This window comes from Nesterenkonia lutea (genome assembly GCF_014873955.1).
GTDB classification, from domain to species: domain Bacteria; phylum Actinomycetota; class Actinomycetes; order Actinomycetales; family Micrococcaceae; genus Nesterenkonia; species Nesterenkonia lutea.
The window spans coordinates 1506557-1526183 of sequence record NZ_JADBED010000001.1; the positions used below are offsets into that span (position 1 = coordinate 1506557).

Consider the following 19627-nt stretch of genomic DNA (forward strand, 5'->3'; position numbering starts at 1 on the left):
GTCAGCCGTTCTCCAAGAGTGTGAGGGCCTGGGCAAGGTCAGCAGGATAGTCGGAGCGGTGGCTGACCCACTCTCCGGTTCCGGGGTGATGGAAACCGAGCTCGACCGCGTGCAGCCACTGCCGGGTCAGACCCAGCTCCGCGGCGAGCTCCGGATCTGCTCCGTAGGTGAGGTCGCCGGCGCAGGGGTGGCCGAGGGCGGAGAAGTGCACTCTGATCTGGTGCGTGCGACCGGTCTCGAGCGTCACGTCCATCAGGCTGGCCCGACCGTATGCCTCCAGCAGCTTGTAGTGCGTGCGGGACTCGCGGCCCCCTTCGAGCACGGCGAACCGCCAGTCATGTCCCGGGTGGCGACCGATCGGAGCGTCGACGGTGCCGTCCACGGGATCCGGCAGTCCCTGGACCAGCGCGTGGTAGCTCTTCTTGGTGCTGCGCTGGCGGAAGGCGTCCTTCAGGGCGGTGTAGGCGCGTTCGGTCTTCGCCACGACCATCACTCCGGAGGTGCCGACGTCGAGGCGGTGCACGATGCCTCTGCGCTCCTGGGCGCCGGAGGTGGAGATCTCCACCCCGGCGGCGAGCAGTCCGCCGATCACGGTGGGACCGGTCCACCCGGGTGAGGGGTGCGCCGCCACTCCGACCGGCTTGTCGACGAGGACGATCTCAGCGTCCTGATGCAGCAGGGTCATGTCTTCCACGGCTTCTATCCTCAGCTGGAGCGGGTCCTGCGACTCGGGGACGAGGACGGCGAGCCGCGCCCCCCCGTGAAGCCTGTCTGACTTCTTCACGGGCCGTCCGGCGGCCCGGCCCTGCGTGCGGTCCTGCGCCCAGGTCACCTGCCCGGCCTGCAGCCACTGCGTGGTCTCGCTCCGAGAGGCCTCCAACACGGCGGCCAGCACCGCGTCTGCACGGGCCCCGTCCAGCTCCGCCGGGACTTCGATCTCCCGATCGATCTCCTGGCGGATCTCCCGGCCGGTCTCCTGACCGATTTCTCGGCCGGTCTCCTGGCGCGTCTCCTGATCCATCTCCTCGCCAATCTCCCGGCCGGTCTCCTGAGCACTCACGCCTGCGCCTCGTCCTGACCGGCGGTCTCCTGTGCCTGGTCCTTCCGGACGCGCCTGCTGCTGAGCTCCCGCGTGCCGTCGAGGTTCAGTCCGAAGAGCATCATGGCGCAGATCCCGATGATGGAGCACACGATGAAGGAGTCTGCGATGTTGAAGATGGCGAAGCCGGGGACTGCGATGAAGTCGACCACGTGTCCCTGGCCGAAGGTGGCCAGGCCCTCACCGTTGAGCGAAGGATCGCGGAAGAGCCGGTCGGTCAGGTTGCCGGCGACACCTCCTGCGAGCCCGCCCAGGCCCAGCGTCCAGAGCCAGGAGCCGCCCAGCAGGCGGCTGTGCCACAGCACATAGCCCAGCACCACGCACATGATCAGGGTGAAGATCCACGTATGGTCTGTGCCCATGGAGAAGGCGGCACCTGGATTGAGGTGGTAGCGGTGATAGAGCACCGGAGCCAGCACCTCGGTCTGCTCCCCCAGGGTCATCGTGGATTCGACCCAGATCTTCGTCAACTGATCAGCGGCCCAGGCGATCACCGCCAGTGCCGCTGCCACGAGGAGGGCAGTTCGGCGGGACGGGGTTCGCGTGGACCGCTGATGGATGGGGGCAGACTGTTCAGACACCGTTGAATTCTACAGGTCGGGTCTGAGCCGGACGTCCGGCCCCCAGGGTCTGGATCAGCTGACGGTGGCTTCCTTCTCGATGGAGCCGCGGCTGTTCAGATCCGCGAGCTGACCCTCGATGTAGTCCTTGAGCCGGGCGCGGTAGTCGCGTTCGAAGCTGGTCAGCTCCCCGACCTTGGACTCCAGGTCGGCCTTCTTGCGCTCGAGCGCGTTGAGCGTGCGGGTGGAGGTGAGCTCGGCCTCTTCGATCATGTTCTCGGCGCGGGTCTCGGCCTCGGTGACGATCTCGTTGCGACGGCGCTCGGCCTCGGCGAGCAGCTGTGCATGGGTGCTCTCTGCGGCGCTGAGGAGCTCGTCCCGGCGGGACTCTCCTTCGGCGATGTACTCGGCGCGGGTGGTCTCACCCTCGGTGATGTACTCGGCGCGGGTCTGCGTGCCCTCGGCGATGTATGCCTCGCGGGTCTGCTCGCCCTCCGCGATGTACTCGGCTCGCCTGGTCTCGCCCTCGGCGATATAGGCCGCGCGGGTCTGCTCACCCTCGGAGACGTACTGATCGTGAAGCTTCTGCGCCATGGCGAGGACACCGGTGGCGGATGCTGCAGAGTCCGCTCCGCCGTTCTCCTGGGGGCGCTCCTGGGCGGGACGCGTCCCCAGTTCATACTCGGGGTGCGCGGTGACTGCCGGGTCTGCCTTGAGCTCCTGGTCCTGGTCTTCACCGATCCGATCGATGGATCCGGTCATCGCCGAGCTGGTGCCGGCGTAGCCGGAGAGGCCGGCGTCGTTGAGCTCATCCGGCTCGAGGTTCGCAGGGTTCTCCTCGAGCTGCTCTTCGAGGGCCGCAACCTTGGCGGTGAGGTCCTCGTTCTCCTGTGTCAGGCGTCGCCATTCGACGACGACCTCATCAAGGAAGTCATCGACCTCGTCCTTGTCGTAACCGGGACGGAACTTGGTCTCGGGAAATTCCTTGTTCAGGAGATCATCAGGAGTCAGGGCCATGCGGTGTCACCTCATCAAGTGGCTGGGGAAGCTGTGAAGCTGATCTTGGGTCAACGACCAGCATACCCACTGCGTTTCTGGGCCCTCGACTTCAACCTTCAAGCCGGGCTTTCATCCACCGGGGTCCACGGCACGGCGCAGTGCTGGACCAGCACGGTCAGGCGAAGCTCCGCAGGATCATCTTGGCGATCACGATGAGGAGGAAGACCAGCAGGAAGCCCATGTCCAGTGACACACCGCCCAGGTTCAGCGGCGGAACCTTGCGCTGGATCCAGCGGATGGGCGGATCGGTGATGGTGTACACGCCGACCGCAAGCATGAGCGCCAGGCCCTTGGGTCGCCAGCTGCGGGCATACTGCTGCGTGAGGTCGAAGATGATGCGGACCACCAGCGCGAACTGGTAGATGGTCAGCAGCAGGTACAGGGGCGCGGTAAAGAGATCCACAGGAGGAAAGAGTACTTCGTTCAGCTCTGGTTGAAGAACTGGGCGGAGGACGGGGCCTCTGCCGCGGCGCGCTCTTCAGCCAGGACCTCGATGTTCTTGGGGGTGAGCAGGAAGACCTTGTTGGTCACCCGCTCGATGGAGCCGCCCATGCCGAAGACGAGTCCGGCCGAGAAGTCGACCAGCCGCTTGGCCTCGGCCTCTCCCATGTCGGTGACGTTCATGATCACCGGAATGTCGTCCCGGAAGGACTCTCCGATGACCTTCGCGTCGTTGTAGGAGCGCGGGTGGACGGTGGTGATTTTTCGCATCGGTGAACTTTCATCCCGGGATGAGGGGGCTCGCTTGATCGGGGTGACCGGAGCGCGGTAGTCCGGATCCAGCGCCAAGTTGGAGCTGTTGTACTGACCTGCATGTGTCGTGTTCTCGTCGCGGTCGGATCCGACGCCCAGCGAGACGACCTCGTTTCCCCGGCCGGAAGCCGTGGAGACCGAGCTGCTCGACGCGGGGGCCTCGCGCACCGAGCCCGCCGAGGCACCGCCGCTGCGGCTGATCGGCGCAGAATCCGCAGTGGACCCGTGGGCGCTGTGAGCCGTGGTCGAGGGCTCCTTGGAGAAGCTGTCCTCGCTGTAGTCGTCTCCATCGGCGAGGCCGAGGTAGATCATGGTCTTCTTGAAGGCACCGGCCATGAGGATTCTCCTGAGGGGGAAGGTTGTGTTGTCACTGCGCGACTCCGAGACTATCGCTGAAGCGGACGCTCACCCAGGACATCTCGGCCGACTCGCAGGTGTGTCGCACCATGTGCGACGGCCTCCTCGAGATCTCCGCTCATTCCGGCCGAGATCATGTCCGCATGGGGGAAGCTGTGGCGCAGCTGCGCGGAGAGCTGCTGCAGCCGTTCGAATGCCGGACCTGCGGGCTCCCCCAGCGGCGCAACTGCCATGAGTCCGCCGAGTCTGAGCCCCGCGGCCGCCTCGATCGACTCCGCCAGGCGCTCGATGTCCTCTGGGGCCGCCCCTCCCCTGCCGTCAGCGGGCATGGGATCCCGGAGATCCACCTGGATCAGACAGGTCAGCGGCTTCTCGGGAGGTGACGGCAGCGCTTTGATCAGTGCCTTCAGCAGGGAAGGACGATCCACCGAGTGCAGGTGATCCGCATAGCGGAGGACCGACCTGGCCTTGTTGGACTGCAGCTGGCCGATGAAATGCCAGCGCAGGGCCTCCTGAACCTCGGCGGCCTTGCCTGCCGCCTCCTGGTCCCGGTTCTCGCCGACGTCGCGGACACCGAGCCGGTGCAGCCGCTGAACATCCGGGGCGGGGAAATGCTTGGTGACCACGATGAGGGTCGGACGGTCGCGGCGGTCTGCGGCCGCCATCGCACGGTCGACGCGCTCATGGACGCTCGCGAGGTTCTCCGCCAGCTGCTGGCTGCGCGGATCCTCACCGCTCGCGGCGAGCCGGGCAGCGGCCGCTCGGAAGGTCTGGCTGATTCCACTGGTGTCCACAGCTGAAGCCTATCGAGAGTGCATGGATCCAGACAGCCGGGCCTCATCGGCTCGGCGTGACCGCCGAGTCCATCCAGAGCAGTCCGGCGAAGCGACCAGCACCGGGTGCTCGGCGGTGGGAGAAGAGCGACTCGTCCTCCACCGTGCAGCCGGAGAGCTCCGCCACGGCGACACCGTGCTGATTCAGCACGGACTCGGCCTCGGCGCGCAGATCCAGCGCGCTGGTGCCCCAGCTGGTCCTCGAGGCGATGGCGGGACGCGCGACCGCGATCTCGGTGACCATCTGCTCGGGGATCTCGTAGCACCGCCCGCAGGCGCCGGGCCCGATCCAGGCGGTGATCGAGGCGGCTCCGCGGTCACGCATCGCGGCTACCGTGTTCTCCAGGACGCCGGAGAGCAGTCCCGGTCGACCGGCATGGGCCGCGGCGGTGACCGGGGTGCGGTGGTCTTCTTCGGCACGCCGCCCCACGAGCAGAACAGGGAGACAGTCCGCGACCATGATGGCCAGCGGAACGGAGCCGTCTGCACAGACCCATGCATCCCCCGTCGGGACACCCTGCCCGCTGGGCACGGCGCCCGGTGAGTCCGCGACCGCGCCGCCCCCGCGCTGCTGCGCGTCAAGGACATCCGCCGAGTGGACCTGATCCAGGAAGCGGAGGGATCCCGCGGGGACGCCCATCGCCTCCTGGATCCTCAGCCGGTCTGCCTCGACATCGTGCTGGGGGCCCACATGTCGGGCCAGGTTCCCTGCCTCCACCGAGGTGAAGGCCAGGTGCACACCGTCGTCGAGGCTCTCCTGCCACCAGAACGACGGCGGCCTCCCCGGAAGCCCGGGGGGCTGGATCACTTCAGGAAGTCAGGCACGTCGAGGTCGTCGTTGCGCCCACCGTTGTAGTCCGACTCCACGATGTCCGGGATGTCCTGCTGCTCGTCATTCTCGTGATGGCGACGTGAGGAGTCGACCCGCTGCTGCGGGGCGGTGTCCTGGGATCCTGCGTTCTGCGCAGGAGCGGCCAGGGGCACGGTGCCGGGCACGGTTCCCGGGACCGGCGGAGCCGTGCGGGCGGCTGGAGCCGCGGAGCCCACGCTGCGCGCCGGTGCCTGGTTCTGCAGCGGCTGTGCGGGACGCGAGGTGACGTCGACCTGGTCGAAGCCGGCCGCGATCACGGTCACGCGGGCCTCATCACCGAGGGCGTCGTCGATGACGGCGCCGAAGATGATGTTCGCCTCGGGGTGAGCGACCTCCTGCACGAGTCGAGCGGCCTCGTTGATCTCGAAGAGCCCGAGGTCAGAGCCGCCCTGGATGGAGAGCAGGACGCCGTGGGCGCCGTCGATGGAGGCTTCGAGCAGCGGGGAGGCGATGGCCAGCTCGGCGGCCTTGACCGCCCGATCCTCGCCATTGGCGGAGCCGATGCCCATCAGGGCCGAGCCCGCGCCCTGCATGACCGACTTCACGTCGGCGAAGTCGAGGTTGATCAGGCCCGGGGTCGTGATCAGGTCAGTGATGCCCTGGACGCCGGAGAGCAGCACCTGGTCGGCGGAGCGGAAGGCGTCGAGGACAGAGACGTTCTTGTCCGAGATGGAGAGCAGACGGTCATTGGGGATGACGATGAGGGTGTCCACCTCGTCGCGCAGCTGTTCGATGCCCTCTTCGGCGGAACCGGCGCGTCGGCGGCCCTCGAAGGTGAACGGGCGGGTGACCACGCCGATGGTCAGCGCGCCCAGGGAGCGAGCGATGCGGGCCACCACGGGGGCGCCGCCGGTTCCTGTGCCGCCGCCCTCGCCTGCAGTGACGAACACCATGTCGGCGCCGCGGATGACCTCTTCGATCTCCTCGGAGTGGTCCTCGGCGGCCTGACGACCGACCTCGGGGTTGGCACCGGCACCCAGTCCACGGGTCAGTTCACGCCCAACGTCGAGCTTCACATCGGCGTCGCTCATGAGCAGCGCCTGAGCGTCGGTGTTGATGGCGATGAATTCCACGCCACGCAGACCGACGTCGATCATGCGGTTGACGGCGTTGACGCCGCCGCCACCGATGCCGACGACCTTGATCACGGCCAGGTAGTTATTCGGTGATGCCACGTTGTGTGTCCCTTGCTCGTCTCTGGTCTCAGATGCACGAAGGCCCCCGTCGCCGCAGAAGCCGCGGCGCGACTCCTCACTGTCTTCACCCGTCGCGGCTGCCTGATCGTGCCGATGTCATTCGCGGGTACATCGGTTCGGTCATGGGCGGCAGTCCGAGACGTCGCAGCGGCTCTTCAGCGGACGGGAGCCTCCGTACCTAAGACATTGTTCTGTTGCCTGCGAACCCACAGCAACGTTCAAGCTTTACTTGAACCTTAGAGGACCTGGGTGCGAGGTCCCCACCGGTGGGTCCGTTCCTGCTCCTCACCCTACGCGTCGGGTGCGGCTACCGCGTCACCGGCGCGCTCGGAGTGGAGATGTCGAGGACATCGGCCTCCTCGAAGTCCTCGGCCTCCGATGCGAGGATGGCTTCGAGCACGACCGCCTTCTCCTGCCCGCGGTCGTCGCTGCCCCAGACCACCGTGCGGCCGTCCTGCAGCTGGAGCTGCACGCTGTCGCGGGACTCCGCAGTGGCCGAGTCCAGCGATTCCCGGGCCCCCTCGGGAAGCTGTCCCAGCACCGAGACGATGGTCTTGAACACGGACTCGTTCTGCAGGGCCGCCTCGGCGGAGATCACCGGGGTCGCGTAGCCCTGAGCGTCGGGACGCTCCCAGTCCTCGAAGGTCCTGATGACCTCGCCCTCCTGGCTGTAGAAGTGGATCTCATCCCCGTCGTGGACCTCTGCCACCGGCGGGTGCTCGATGACTCGGACCTGCAGCCCGGTGGGGAGCTCCGCCGCCACGATGACCTCTGCCACGGCGTGTTCATCATTCAGCAGCGCGCTCACGTCGCCGTCGCTCACCTGGGGCAGCGGCGTGCCGCGCAGCGGTTCCAGCAGCTCCTGCGCGCGCTGCTCGGTGAGGAGCTCGTTGTCCTCGAGCGTGATGGTGCGCACCACCAGCAGGGGCGAGAAGTACAGCATGGCCACGATGCCCAGCAGCACCGCCAGAGTGATCAGTCCCAGAAGCGCGCCGCGGCGTCGTCGTCGACGGCTGGAGACGGAGGCCGGCTCCGGGAAGTCCAGCGGGGTCTCGGCGGGGTTCTCGAGGTCAGCGGAGTCTGCTGGTTCGTTCTTCGGTCCGTCCACGGAGCTGCGGCGGCCCCTGCGCGTCATCGCAGCGCCTGGAGTGCGGCGAGCACATCGGCGCCGAGGGCGGTGACGTCACCGGCGCCCAGGGTCATGATCATGTCCCCCGGCTCTGCGGCGGCAACCACGGCCGCCACGGCCTCGCTGGCGCTGAGCACCGGATGTCCCAGCAGCTCGGAGGTGACCCCGTCGATGGGCTCCTCCCGGGCCGGGTAGATCTCCAGCACGGCCACGGTGTCCGCCGCCGTCAGCGCCCGGCCGAAGTCCTCGGCGAAGGCGGCGGTGCGGCTGAACAGGTGCGGCTGGAAGATCGCGTGCACACGGCCGTGCGTCCCGGCCAGGGAGGATCGGGCCGCCTGGAGCACGGCGGATACTTCAGTGGGGTGGTGCGCGTAGTCGTCGTACACGCGCACCTTCCCGACCTCGCCACGCAGCTCGAAGCGGCGGGAGGTGCCCTGGAAGTGGGAGATGGCCGCCGCGCAGGTCTCGAGCGCGAGCCCGGCTCTGCGTCCGACGGCGATGGCGGCCAGCGCATTGAGCTGATTGTGCAGACCGGGCACGCTGAGCCGCAGCGGTGCACGTGCCGCGCCTTCGATGACCGTGCCGCCCTCGGGACTCAGCTCATCCAGCCGCAGGTCAGCCTCTGCGGCTGTGCCGTAGCTGGTGATGCTCACCCCCCGGGCGGTCAGCGGCTCCCGCACCGCCTGCAGCAGCTTGCGGGCGCCGGGGTCATCGGCGCAGAGCACCAGGTGGCCGCCGTCGCTGATGCGCTCGGTGAAGTCCACGAAGACCTGTTCCACCGCTTCTGCGGTGCCGTAGTGGTCCAGGTGGTCGGGCTCCACGTTGGTGACCACCCCGACCTCGGGAGCGTAGTTGAGCAGGGAGCCGTCCGACTCGTCTGCCTCGGCGATGAACCATTCTCCGGACCCCAGGGCTGCATTGACCCCGAGCCCCGCGACATTCGCCCCCACCGCAAAGGTCGGGGAGAGCCCCGCCTGCTCCAGCAGGACTGTGGCCATGGAGGATGTGGTGGTCTTGCCGTGGGTGCCTGCCACTGCCACTGAGCGTCGGGTCCGCATCAGCGCCGCCAGGCCCTGGGAGCGGTGCAGCACCGGCAGCCCGCGGCGCAGCGCCTCGTCGTACTCCGGATTGCCCGCCGCCGCGATGGAGGAGGCGATGACGGTGCTGATGGACTGACCCACCTGCGCCTCGGCCGCCGCCAGGTTCGCTGCGCTGTATCCCACGTGCACCGTCGCGCCGGCCCTGCGGAACTCCTCGAGCACGGGCAGATCCTTGGCATCAGTGCCGGAGATGGGCACTCCGTCGGCGGCCATGAGTCGTGCGACGGCGGAGACCCCCACTCCGGCGAGCCCGAGGAAGTGCACGTGCCCGAGGGTGTCTGACGCCTCCTCGGCGGGCTGCTCCGAGGCGAGTGAGTCCGTTGCGTTCATGCTGGGCCGCTTCACGGCTTCTTCTCGGGGGTGTCCAGGTCGTGACCGGCGGCGGCCAGCGTGGCTCGGGCCATCCGTTCATCGGCGTCGGTGATGCCCCGGGAGGCGGACTGCTGCTCCATGGTCCGCAGCAGCGCGGGGTCCTCCAGCAGCGGAACGATGTTGCGACGGATCCAGGCCTTGTGGAAGTGCTCGTCCTTGACCAGCAGCGCGCCTCCTGCCGCGACCAGCTCGCGGGCGTTCAGCTCCTGCTCGCCGTTGCCCACCGGCAGCGGGACGAAGACGGCGGGCAGCCCCACCGCTGCGATCTCGCTGACCGTGGCCGCGCCGGAGCGGGCGATGATGAGGTCTGCCGCAGCGTAGGCGAGCTGCATGCCGTCGAGGTACTCGCGCTGGTGATAGCCCTCCAGGTCCAGTAGCGCGCCGGAGTCATCGGTGATCGCCTTGTCACGTCCGGTCAGGTGCAGCACCTGGGCCTGGGTGCCGAGCAGATCGGGAAGCGCGGCGCGAACCGACTGGTTCAGTGAGAGCGCCCCGGAGGATCCGCCGGTGACCACGAGGGTCACCTTCTGCGGGTCCAGGCCGAGGGCCTCGCGCGCGGCCGTGCGCTCCGTGCGCCGGTCAAGCTGCGAGATCTCTCGGGACATGGGCATGCCCACCCATTCGGCACCCTTGAGCGGAGTGCCTTCGAAGGCCACGCCGCTGAACGCCGCGAAGCGGTGACCCAGCTTGTTGGCGAGGCCGGGACGCGCATTGGCCTCGTGCAGGACCACGGGGATGCCCAGCCGCCGTGCGGCCAGATAGACCGGGGTGCAGACGTATCCGCCGACGCCGAAGACCACATCAGCCTTCTCGGCGCGCAGGATCTCTGCGGCATCCCGGACAGCCTGGCCGAAGCGGGAGGGGAAGCGCAGTACGTCTCGGGAGAGGCGACGCGGCAGCGGGACCTTCTCGATGCTCGCCAGCCGGTATCCGGCCTCGGGGACGAGTCGGGTCTCGAGCCCGGCGGCGGTGCCGATGACGGTCTGATGGGCATCGGGCACGAGCCGCTCGACGGCGCGCGCCACTGCCAGCATGGGACTGACATGCCCGGCTGTGCCGCCACCTGCGAGGACCACGGAGGGTGTGCTCATCTGTGTCTCATACTCCTGAAGCTCGGTGTGACCCGGGAGGACCGGGCTGCGCAGTTCATACTGTTGCAGGTTTCCGGCGCGAGTTCACGCCGGAGCCCTTGGAGCTCTTCGCACCCTTGGCGCGCTTCGCGGGGGCGCCCTGGGCGCTCTGCGCGCGCTCTCGGGCCTCGAGCCGCTGGGTCTGCGCGAAGTTCATCACCACGCCGACGGCGACGAGGTTCGCAGTCAGCGCCGAGCCGCCGTAGGAGATGAAGGGCAGGGGCACACCGATCACCGGCAGCAGTCCGGTGACCATGGCGAGGTTGATGAAGGTCTGGCCGATGACCCAGGCCATGATGCCCACGGTGGTGATCTTCACCCAGGTCTCCGAGGAGCGGGAGGCCACGCGGAACATGCCCAGGGCCAGTGCCGCGAAGAGCAGCAGCACGGTCAGCGCGCCGAGCAGGCCGAGCTCCTCTCCCAGGATCGTGAAGATGAAGTCGTTCTCCGCCTCGGGGATGTAGTTCCACTTCTGCCGGGACTGGCCGAGGCCCACCCCCCAGAATCCGCCCGAGGCCAGCGCGTAGAGCCCCTGCTCGGACTGGTAGCAGAAGTCCTGGGGCAGGCTGCAGGCGTCGTTGATGCCGAGCCAGGCCTGGATGCGCACCGTCCGGTTGGGGCTCATCAGCGCGAGCAGCACCGCACCCACGACGCCGGTGATCCCGGCGGCGATGAAATAGCGAGCCTTGGTCCCGGAGACGAAGAGCATGGCCGCGAGGAAGAAGCCGAAGACCAGGGCGGTGCCCAGGTCACGGCCCCAGAGGATGAAGGCGAAGATCAGAGCTGCTCCGGGCATGATCACCGGAACGATGGTGTGCTGCAGCTCCCGGACCTTCGGTCCCTTGCGCGCGAGCACCAGCCCGGTCCAGAGGCACAGCGCGATCTTGGCCAGCTCCGAGGGCTGCCCGTTGATGGGACCGATTGCGATCCAGTTCCGGTTGCCCTGGACCTCGTAGCCCAGCGGGGTCAGCACCAGCGCCAGGCCCAGCACACCGAGCGCCATGGCGGGCCAGGCGAGCTTCTTGAGCCATCCGCGCGGCATCACCGCCACCAGGAACATCCCGACCAGGCCGATGCCGGCCCAGGTGGCCTGGCGCAGGAACACGCCGTAGGCGCCGGCCTCGGTGCCCACGGACTCCACGGCGGTGGCCGAGAGCACCATGACCAGTCCGAAGACGGTCAGCGCCAGGGCCGAGCCCAGCAGCAGCCAGAACGTGGTGTAGGGGTTCCCCTCCTCGGCGAACTGCCAGAAGCGCTGGATCCGGTTCCGGCGGGAGGTCGAGCGCGCGGCCTTCCAGCGGCGTCCGCTCGTGCCCTCGCCCTGAGCATCATCGGTCTGCGGCGGCGCGGACGCTGGGGGCCCGGTCTCCTTCGGGGCGGCTGCCTCCACCACGCGCAGGCGTGGTCTGGTGCCTTCGGGGGAGGCTGGGACGCGAGGTCTCCGCTTGTCCATCCAGTCCTCCTCCTGGCGGGGCCTCCCCGCAGGGGGCCCGCCTCGGGGTCAGTCGTTCATCAGTTCGGCCACGGCGGCGATGAAGGCTTCGCCTCGTGCCGCATAGGAGACGAACTGGTCCATCGATGCCGCCGCCGGCGCCATCAGGACCGTGTGCTGCGGTGCCAGCACCTTCGCGGCCTCGGTGACCGCCGCGCGCATGGCGCAGACGCCGTCCGTGCCGGCCAGTGCGGCCTCGATCTCGGTGCTGTGCTCATCCTCTCGCAAGCGTCCACCGATCACCGGGACTCCCGGCGCGTGTCGCTCGAGGCTGGACCTCAGCTGGGAGGAGTCGGTGCCGATGAGGATGACCTGACGCAGCCGCGGAGCGATCTCGGCGATGAGCTCGTCGTAGACCACGCCCTTGGGCAGTCCGCCCGCGATCCAGATGACATCGGTGAAGCTGCGCAGCGAGGCGGCTGCGGCATGGGGGTTGGTGGCCTTGGAGTCGTTGATCCACAGCACGTCGTCGGCCTTGGCCACCGGCTGGATCCGATGGTCTCCGGCCTCGTAGTCGGTGATCGCCTGGCGAATCGCTTCCGGCGCAACCCCTGCTGCTCGAGCCAGCGCCGCGGCGGCCAGCGCATTGGCGACCAGGTGCTGGGGAGCCAGCGGCCCGAAGTCCTGCAGCGAGGCGAGCTCCAGCGCCCGGTGGCGGCGATCCTCGAGGAAGGCCCGATCCACCAGCAGGTCATCGACCACGCCGAGCATGGAGAGTCCCGGGGACCCGGTGGTGAAACCGATGGCCCGGCAGCCCTCCTGGACATCGGCCGCGGCGACCATCTCCTCGGTGAGGCGCTGGTCCGCGTTGTAGACGCAGGCCACCTGGGTGTTCTCGAAGATCTTCGCCTTGGCGGCACAGTACGCGTCGAAGCTTCCGTGCCAGTCCACATGGTCCTCGGCGATGTTCAGCACGGCGGAGGCCAGCGGGGAGAGCAGCTCGGTGTACTCGAGCTGGAAGCTGGAGAGCTCCACGGCGAGACTGTCGTAGCCCTCCGGATCACGGATCGCGTCGAGCACCGGGACTCCGATGTTGCCGCAGGCGATCGCGCGGCGGCCTTCAGCGATCAGCATCGACTCCAGCAGCGTGGCCGTGGTGGTCTTGCCGTTGGTGCCGGTGAGCACCAGCCACTGAGGCTGCTTCGCCCCCGGTCGAGGTCCGAGGCGCCAGGCCAGCTCGACCTCGGACCACACCGGGATCGATTGTGCGCGCGCGGCTGCGATCAGCGCGGAGTCGGGCCGCCAGCCGGGTGAGGTGACGACGAGCTCCGCGACGGCGCCGTCGACGAGCGGGAGCTCACTCAGGTGCTCCTGGCCCAGACGGATGTCCTCCACGCCGACGAGTCGCAGGGTCTCGGCGTCTCGGCGCTTCTTCCGACCATCGGCTCCGTCGACGACGACGACCCGGGCGCCCAGCTCCGCCAGCGTATCTGCGGCGGCGAAGCCGGAGACGCCGAGGCCGGTGACCACGGCGCGCAGACCGGACCAGGCCGCGTCCCAGCCCCGAAGCTCGGGGCGGACCCGCGGCTGCCGTGCGGACTCAGCGCTCCCGTGCGGGTCGGCCCCCTGTGCGTCGGCCCCGGGGAACTCGGAGGTCACTGGAAGATCACCCATTCACCGTAGAACACGGCCAGGCCGATGCCCACGGCCAGGGCGCCGATGATCCAGAATCTGACCACCACGGTGACCTCGGCCCAGCCCTTGAGCTCGAAATGGTGCTGCAGCGGAGCCATCAGGAAGACGCGCTTTCCCCCGGAGAGCTTGAAGTAGCCGACCTGGATGATCACCGAGAGCGCGATCAGCACGAAGAGCCCGCCCAGGATGACGAACAGCAGCTGGGTGTGGGTCAGGATCGCGAAGCCTGCCAGTGCGCCGCCGAGGGCCAGCGATCCGGTGTCGCCCATGAAGATCTTTGCCGGTGAGGTGTTCCACCAGAGGAAGCCGATCAGCGCGCCGGTGATGCTTGCGGCGATCATCGCCATGTCCATGGGGTCACGCACCTGATAGCAGACGCCCGCGATCGCGCTGGAGCCGCCGCAGGACTGGTTGTACTGCCAGATGGAGATGATCGTATAGGCCGCGGTGACCATGGCCGTGGCCGCCGTGGCGAGCCCGTCCAGACCGTCAGTGAGATTCACCCCGTTGGTGGTCGCGGTGACGATCAGATTGGCCCAGAGCACGAAGAGGATCACGCCGATGATCGGGCCGGCGAAGGCGAGGTCGATCACGGTCTCGCGGACGAAGGAGATCTTGGTGGAGGCGGGGGTCAGCCCGTCGGAGTCTGCGAAGTTCAGCGCCAGCACCCCGAAGAGGATCCCGATGACGCCCTGTCCGGTGATCTTCCGCCAGGGGGTCAGCCCGAGTGACTGCTTCTTGCTGATCTTCGCGAAGTCATCGGCGAAGCCGACGATCCCCATGCCCACCATGAGCAGCAGCAGGAGCAGTCCCGAGACGGTCGGGCCCGGATTGTCCCCGGTGAAGCTGAGCAGCAGATGCGTCACGAAGTAGGCGACCAGCACCGCCATCAGGATCACGGCCCCGCCCATCGTGGGGGTGCCCCGCTTGACGTGATGAGTGGTGGGGCCGTCGTCCCGGATGAACTGGCCGTACCCCCGCTTGACCAGGAAACGGATGAACAGCGGCGTTCCGGCGAGGGTGAGGCCCAGGCCCAGGACTGCACCGATGACTACAGCGATCACTGGGTTCCTCCCTTCGCGGCGATCCGGTCACCGAGGAGTCTAAGCCCTGCGCCGTTGGAGGATTTGAAGAGCACGATGTCGCCCGGGGCCAGCTCCTGGTCCAGATAGGCCTCCGCCTCCTCGACGGTGGCCACCCAGTGGACCTCTGAGCCCCAGCTGCCTTCGGCGATGGCTCCGCGGTAGAGCGAGTAGGCCTCATCACCGACGACGAGGGTCTTGTCGATGTTCAGTCGCACCACGGTCTCGCCGAGCTGAGTGTGCTTGGGGATCGAGACGTCGCCGAGCTCGAGCATGGCGCCGAGCACGGCGACCGAGCGTCGCGCCGGCCGTCCCTCTCCGGGCCTGCTGATCATGGCCAGCGTGCGCAGCGCCTCGCGCATCGACTCGGGGTTGGCGTTGTAGGCGTCATTGATCAGGGTCACGCCGTCGGCGCGTTCGGTGCGCTCCATCCTCCACCGGCTGATCGGACCCAGCCCGTCGAGCCGTGCGGCGATGCGCTCCGGGGCGATCCCGGCCCGCAGCGCGCAGGCCGCGGCCGCCAGCAGGTTGGAGACGTGGTGTGCTCCTGTGAGTCCCGAGACGATGGGAAACTCCTCCCGGGTCTCGGTGAAGCTCAGCGTGAAGCGGGGGTGGCCCTCGGAATCGAGGCTCAGCTCCTGGGCGCTGAGCTGGTCGGGGTGCGCACCGGGCTGTGTGCTGGAGAACCAGGTGATGGGAGCCTGGGCCAGCTGAGCCATCCCGGAGACCTGGGAATCATCGCGGTTGAGCACGACGTGCCCCGAGGCGGGGATCTCTTCGACCAGTTCCTGCTTGACCGCTGCGATCTTGTCTGCGCCGCCGAACTTGCCGGCGTGGGCGGATCCGACCATCAGCACCGCTCCGATGTCGGGGCGGACCATGCGTGCGAGATCGCGGATGTTGCCGGGCGCGTCGGCGCCCATCTCCACGACGAGGTAGCGGGTGTCCAGCTCTGCGGTGAAGATGGTCAGCGGGACCCCGACCTCGCCGTTGTAGGAGCCCTGCGGTGCCACGGTCGGACCCTCCGGCTCGAGCAGGGACTTCAGCAGGTCTTTGGTGGTGGTCTTTCCTGCGGACCCGGTGATCCCGATGACGGTGGTGGGTGAATGCGCGCGGATGCGGTCAAGGATCGCGGCGGCGAGCCGGCCCATCGATTCCACGACGTCCTCGACGATGACGGCCGGGTGAGGCGCCCCCGCGGCGTCGACGGTGGCACGCTCCGCCAGCACCAGCGCGGCGCCGGCCTCGAGTGCGTCATCGATGAAGCGGTGCCCGTCGGTGGTCTCCCCCGGCTTCGCGATGAACAGCGCGCCGGGTCGCATGGCGCGGGAATCCGTGTCTGCGTGGGTGACCGTCACGGCGGAGGCCTCCGCGATGCCGCGAAGGGTTCCCGCAGTGATCTGGGCTATCTCGTGGGCTGACAGCTCGATCATGCGGCGCTGCCTCCTTCTGGCGTGGAGTCTCTTCGGGGCGTCGCCGCGGGACGGGCGGCGACGGGGGTGTCTGGGGCATCCGGTGCTGTGGGGTAGCCGCGTCCGCGCAGCGCCCGGGCCAGCTCCACCCGGTCGTCGATCGGATGCTTGGTGCCGGCGAAGTCCTGGTGCACCTCATGGCCGCGACCGGCAAGGATGATCGTGTCCCGGGGCTCCGCGAGCTCCACAGCACGGGTGATCGCGTCCAGGCGAGGAGAGATCTCCTCCAGCCTGGTCGCCAGTGCCTCGTCCTGAAGGGCGGCGCGGGCGCCCTCCATGAGCGCGGAACGGATCTGCGCGGGGTCCTCGCCGTGCGGATCGTCGTCGCTGATGATGACATGGTCGGCCATCCGCACCGCGATGGCCCCCATCAGGGGCCGTTTGGTGATGTCCCGCTCGCCGGCTGCTCCGATGACCAGGATGGTCCTGCCCTGCGAGGCGGTGGCGGCGGCCTCCAGGGTGCGGATCATGGCATCGGGGTTGTGGGCGAAGTCCACGATCGCGGCCGGAGCGGTGCCGATGACCTGCATCCGTCCGGGAACACTGATCGTGAAGGGGTCCGCCTGCTCCAGGGCGGAGATGATCTCGGCGCGGCTGAAGGCCAGCTCCGCCCTCTCTTGGGCGGTCAGCACCATCACGGCGGCGAGCGCGGCGTTGGAGACGTTGAAGCGGCCCGGCAGACCGGTCCGACAGCGGATGAGCTCCCCGGTGCGGCGACTGTGCAGCGTGAAGCGGCTGCCCAGGGCCTCGGCGGAGACCTCGGTGACGATCCAGTCTGCTTCGGCGGCGGGGTCGTCGTCGGTGGCGAGCCTGACCACGTGGCCGGTTGCGGCCTCGGCCATCTGCAGTCCCCAGGGGTCGTCCACGATGATCACGCTGCTGCGCGTGCGGCTGCGCGCGAACAGGGCAGCCTTGGCCTCGAAGTAGCCCTCCATGGAGCCATGGAGGTCCAGGTGGTCCTGGGTCAGGTTCGTGAAGCCGGCGACGTTGAAGAACAGTCCGCTGGTGCGCTGGTATGAGATGGCATGCGATGAGACCTCCATGGCTGCGGCGGTGATGCCGCTCTCTCGGAACAGCGCCATCAGGCTGTGCAGCTGCACGGCCTCGGGTGTGGTCATCTTCGAGGGGATGGTCTCTGACCCCGCAGCGATCTCGATCGTGCCGATGAGTCCGGTGGCCTGGTCATGGGAGTCCAGCACAGCGTCGAGCAGGGAGCGCAGGAAGTAGGTCGTCGTCGTCTTGCCGTTGGTGCCGGTCACGCCGAACAGCGCTGGACCCGAGGTGGCCGTGTTGCCGTAGATCAGTGCGGCAGAGGGCCCCGCGGCGTCGCGCACCCGGGTCACCTCGATGACCGGGGTCCGGTATCCGATGGCCTCGCGGATCTTCTCGGCACCGTCGCCGTCGGTCAGCACAGCGGCCGCGCCTGAGGCCAGGGCAGTGGCGATGAAGTCCGCGCCGTGCGCACGCGCTCCTGAGACCGCGACGAAGAGGTCCCCCGGTCCCACTGCCTGCGGGTCCATGGCGGCCCCGGTCAGCCGGATCTCGTCGGCCTCTCGGCTCACGGGAGACACCAGCGGGTCATAGCCGGTGCTCCTGAGCTCTGCGACGAGCTCCTCCACGGAGGCGCCGACGACTCCATGAGGTCGGAAGACCCTGTCCTGCTGGGCCACACTGAGCGCTGCGGCATCTCCGCTCACCAGGGCTGGTCCTGGTTCTCGCCGGTGAAGCCGTCATAGGCTCTGCTCTTCGCCCCTTCGGGCGCGACGTCATAACTGCTAAGCACGTAGGACATGATCTCACGGAACGTGTCGGTGACCTGCCAGTCCCGCCAGTACCCCTGAGGCCGATGGACCGTGATCGAGACCAGGTACTGGGGGTCATCCAGCGGAGCCACGCCGATGAAGGACTGCGTGTGGCCGTCGAAGCCGCCGCCGGCACCGGCCGCCTCCGCGATGCCGGTCTTGCCGCCCACCCGGTACCCGGGGATCGCGGCATCGGATCCGGTGCCGTACTCCACGACCCCTTCGAACATGCGCAGCATCTCTTCCGAGGTCTCCGCAGAGAAGACCCTCTCCTCCGCTTCGGTCTCGACCGGGTGCTCGGTGCCGTCGGCATCGATGTAGGAGTCCACCACGCGCAGCGGCTTGCTGACCCCTCCGTTCGTGATGGCCTGGAAGGTCTGCAGGTTGTGCAGCACCGAGGTCGTGTAGCCCTGACCGAACTGTGTGGTCAGGTGCTGGCGCGCGTCCCACTCCTCGGGAGGTCGCAGCACCCCGCTGGTCTCCGCGCCGACTCCGATGTCGATGGGCTCGCCGAGGCCGACCTTCTGCATGTACTCGTACCGCGTGTCCTCGGGGACCTCGCTGCCGATCATCACGGTGCCGGTGTTGTAAGAGCGCGCGAAGATCCCGGCCGCGGTCATGTCCAGAGTGGGATGATCCGTGGCGTCGGTGATCGTCTGCCCATCCTCCTCGTAACTGTTGTCCACCTCGAAGCCGTCAGTGGGATTGAGCGTGCCCTCCTCCAGCGCCGTGGCGAAGGTGATGGCCTTGCCGGTGGAGCCGGGCTCGAAGGCCTGGGTCAGCGCCAGCGGGCGGCGGAACAGCTCATCGCCGGCTCCGGGGTCGGAAGGGTCCACGGTCTCGGAGTCGGCCGTCGCCAGGATCTCGCCGGACTTCAGGTCCACCACTGTGGCATTGCCCCAGGCGGCGTTGTACTGATGGGCCTTCTCCGCGATGGCCTCTTGGGCGAACCACTGGAGGTCCTGGTCGATGGTCAGGCGGATGTCCTGTCCGTCTTCCGCAGGGAGCTCCTCGAAGGTGGCGATCGGGATGCGGATGCCGTCGCCGCCGACCTCGAAGATCCGTTCTCCGTCCGTGCCGCGCAGCGCCTCGTCCTGCGCGGCTTCGATGCCCTCGAGCGGGCCCTCGGAGCCCATGAAGCCGATGATGGAGCCGGCCACCGCCCCAGAGGGGTAGCTGCGCTCGGCCACAGGCTCGGCATAGAGACCGGGGATGCCCACATCGGTGGCCGCCTGGCTCTGTTCAGGTGTCAGGGACCGCGTGACCACGGAGTAGCGGCTCTCCCCGATGATGCTCTCGGAGAGCTCCTCAGGTGCGATGTCCAGGATCTCGCTGAGTTCGGCGATCCCCGTCTCCACGGGGACCTCCTCGCGGAGCCCTGTGGCCTCGTCGATTCGCACGAAGTCATCGACCACCTGCTGGTCGGCGACGATGTCATAGCGGTCCACGGAGGTGGCAAGCACGCGGCCCTGCGCGTCGAGGATGTCTCCGCGGTGGGCGGGAAGCGGAGTGCTGCGCAGCCGCTCGGAGACCGCGGCCTGAGCGTGGCCGGCAGGGTCCAGACCCTGCACGTGGAAGAGTCTGCCGCCGAGGACCAGCAGCATCACCAGAATCATGGTCAGACCGATGCGCATGCGGAAGGAGAGAACTCGGTCTGCGCGTTTCTTCTGGGCGGCTGCCATGGC

17 protein-coding genes are annotated in these 19627 nt (G+C 68.3%); all 17 read right to left on the reverse strand.

Annotated elements, in window-relative coordinates; translation table 11 throughout:
- Nucleotide 1 precedes the first annotated feature (1 nt).
- The gene (locus H4W27_RS06850; RefSeq protein WP_318782390.1) at nt 2-949 is read right to left on the reverse strand and encodes an RluA family pseudouridine synthase; all 948 of its coding nucleotides are present in this window, start codon (nt 947-949) and stop codon (nt 2-4) included.
- Nucleotides 950-1056: 107 nt separating this feature from the next.
- Nucleotides 1057-1680 carry a signal peptidase II gene (locus tag H4W27_RS06855; protein ID WP_192595266.1) on the reverse strand — a complete coding sequence of 208 codons (624 nt, stop codon included), beginning with the start codon at nt 1678-1680 and terminating at the stop codon, nt 1057-1059.
- A 54-nt stretch (nt 1681-1734) separates the two neighbouring features.
- Nucleotides 1735-2676, reverse strand: a complete 942-nt coding sequence (locus H4W27_RS06860; protein WP_192595267.1) for a DivIVA domain-containing protein — start codon at nt 2674-2676, stop codon at nt 1735-1737.
- 157 nt (nt 2677-2833) lie between these two features.
- Complete coding sequence (locus tag H4W27_RS06865; protein WP_192595268.1) at nt 2834-3121, reverse strand: YggT family protein; 288 nt, start codon at nt 3119-3121, stop codon at nt 2834-2836.
- Nucleotides 3122-3141: 20 nt separating this feature from the next.
- The gene (locus H4W27_RS06870) at nt 3142-3807 is read right to left on the reverse strand and encodes a cell division protein SepF (RefSeq protein ID WP_225939034.1); all 666 of its coding nucleotides are present in this window, start codon (nt 3805-3807) and stop codon (nt 3142-3144) included.
- Between the two features lie 50 nt (nt 3808-3857).
- Entirely contained in the window at nt 3858-4622 is a 765-nt protein-coding gene (locus H4W27_RS06875) for a YggS family pyridoxal phosphate-dependent enzyme (protein ID WP_318782207.1), read from the reverse strand.
- Between the two features lie 43 nt (nt 4623-4665).
- Nucleotides 4666-5469, reverse strand: coding sequence for a polyphenol oxidase family protein (locus tag H4W27_RS06880; protein ID WP_318782208.1), 804 nt, complete (start codon nt 5467-5469; stop codon nt 4666-4668).
- Complete coding sequence (ftsZ, locus tag H4W27_RS06885; RefSeq protein WP_192595269.1) at nt 5466-6707, reverse strand: cell division protein FtsZ; 1242 nt, start codon at nt 6705-6707, stop codon at nt 5466-5468. The genes H4W27_RS06880 and ftsZ overlap by 4 nt, the downstream gene beginning before the upstream one ends.
- A gap of 328 nt (nt 6708-7035) precedes the next feature.
- The gene (locus H4W27_RS06890; RefSeq protein ID WP_192595270.1) at nt 7036-7863 is read right to left on the reverse strand and encodes a cell division protein FtsQ/DivIB; all 828 of its coding nucleotides are present in this window, start codon (nt 7861-7863) and stop codon (nt 7036-7038) included.
- Complete coding sequence (gene murC / locus H4W27_RS06895; RefSeq protein ID WP_192595271.1) at nt 7860-9287, reverse strand: UDP-N-acetylmuramate--L-alanine ligase; 1428 nt, start codon at nt 9285-9287, stop codon at nt 7860-7862. Before murC ends, H4W27_RS06890 begins: the two co-directional genes overlap by 4 nt.
- A gap of 11 nt (nt 9288-9298) precedes the next feature.
- A complete protein-coding gene (murG, locus tag H4W27_RS06900) occupies nt 9299-10420 on the reverse strand; it encodes an undecaprenyldiphospho-muramoylpentapeptide beta-N-acetylglucosaminyltransferase (RefSeq protein ID WP_192595272.1) in 1122 nt (373 codons plus the stop codon).
- A 55-nt stretch (nt 10421-10475) separates the two neighbouring features.
- The gene (gene ftsW, locus H4W27_RS06905) at nt 10476-11912 is read right to left on the reverse strand and encodes a putative lipid II flippase FtsW (protein WP_192595273.1); all 1437 of its coding nucleotides are present in this window, start codon (nt 11910-11912) and stop codon (nt 10476-10478) included.
- A gap of 48 nt (nt 11913-11960) precedes the next feature.
- A complete protein-coding gene (gene murD / locus H4W27_RS06910; protein WP_192595274.1) occupies nt 11961-13565 on the reverse strand; it encodes a UDP-N-acetylmuramoyl-L-alanine--D-glutamate ligase in 1605 nt (534 codons plus the stop codon).
- Nucleotides 13547-14650, reverse strand: coding sequence for a phospho-N-acetylmuramoyl-pentapeptide-transferase (gene mraY, locus H4W27_RS06915; RefSeq protein WP_192595275.1), 1104 nt, complete (start codon nt 14648-14650; stop codon nt 13547-13549). Before mraY ends, murD begins: the two co-directional genes overlap by 19 nt.
- On the reverse strand, nt 14647-16101 hold the full coding sequence (locus H4W27_RS06920; protein WP_192595276.1) for a UDP-N-acetylmuramoyl-tripeptide--D-alanyl-D-alanine ligase: 1455 nt from the start codon (nt 16099-16101) through the stop codon (nt 14647-14649). Before H4W27_RS06920 ends, mraY begins: the two co-directional genes overlap by 4 nt.
- Complete coding sequence (locus tag H4W27_RS06925; RefSeq protein ID WP_192595277.1) at nt 16098-17837, reverse strand: Mur ligase family protein; 1740 nt, start codon at nt 17835-17837, stop codon at nt 16098-16100. The genes H4W27_RS06920 and H4W27_RS06925 overlap by 4 nt, the downstream gene beginning before the upstream one ends.
- The gene (locus H4W27_RS06930; RefSeq protein ID WP_192595278.1) at nt 17834-19624 is read right to left on the reverse strand and encodes a peptidoglycan D,D-transpeptidase FtsI family protein; all 1791 of its coding nucleotides are present in this window, start codon (nt 19622-19624) and stop codon (nt 17834-17836) included. Before H4W27_RS06930 ends, H4W27_RS06925 begins: the two co-directional genes overlap by 4 nt.
- Nucleotides 19625-19627: the final 3 nt, after the last annotated feature.